The sequence below is a fragment of the Psychrobacter sp. MES7-P7E genome, from assembly GCF_002863645.1.
GTDB lineage: Bacteria > Pseudomonadota > Gammaproteobacteria > Pseudomonadales > Moraxellaceae > Psychrobacter.
In genome coordinates, this window is sequence record NZ_PJBU01000046.1 from 1 (window position 1) to 847 (window position 847).

General features: G+C 43.7%; 1 protein-coding gene. It reads left to right on the forward strand.

All coding sequences use genetic code 11. The annotated features are described in order from the left end of the window. The first annotated feature begins 83 nt into the window (after positions 1 to 83). Positions 84 to 835, forward strand: a protein-coding gene (locus CXF62_RS01420) for an IS5 family transposase (RefSeq protein WP_197707681.1) whose coding sequence is annotated in 2 segments (ribosomal slippage) — positions 84 to 291 and positions 291 to 835 — 753 coding nt in all. Because the reading frame shifts where the segments join, the coding sequence is not laid out codon by codon here. The last annotated feature ends 12 nt before the right edge of the window (positions 836 to 847 follow it).

The following is an 847-nucleotide window of genomic DNA, read 5'->3' on the forward strand; positions in this document are numbered from 1 at the left end:
ACTAGGGCGTGTCTTCAATTGGATAAGCCCTAAATAATAGTTACAATACCGCATCTATTGAGTCGATGCGAGAAATACAAGTTATGGCAAGAAAAGCATTAACAGATACGCTTTGGGATCAATTGCAATCGACGATGATAAAGTACGGCTGCTATCAAACTCAAAACAGCCGAGAGATCATGGAAGCCATACTGTGGAAACTACGCACAGGGGCGCCTTGGCGTGACATACCTGAAGAATTATGTTCGTGGAAAACAGCCTATAGTCGTTTCAACCGCTGGTCGAAAACTGGCTTATGGGCGGATTTTTTTTTGGCTTACGAAAAGAAGTTGATACGGAATGGGTATTCACAGACGGAAGCTATGTTCGCTGTCATCAGCATGCAAGTGGAGCTCGGCGTGGTGAAGAGCGAGCAATTGGACAAAGCCGTGGCGGAGCAACTACAAAGATACACCTATCCTGTGATGCCGATGGATATCCGCTCAATTTTAAAATCACTGGGGGTGACGTCCACGACAGTCAAATTGCAGGTGAATTGATTGAGATGATTGGACAGGCAGATTACTTTATCGCTGATAAAGGCTATGACTCAGAGTGTATCAGAGACAAAGCTCGCAGCCATAATATGATACCTGTCGTTCCTAAAAGGAAGAACGCCAAACAGCCTAATCCAGAGTTTGATAGCTATTTGTACAAGCTGCGTCATCTTGTTGAAAATATGTTTGCAAGGCTTAAACACTTTCGTAGTATCGCCACTCGCTATGAGAAGTTAGCGCGTAATTTTAAGTCAATGCTTTATCTGGCGTGTACTATCGTTCATTGTAAGATGAATTGAAGACACGCCCTA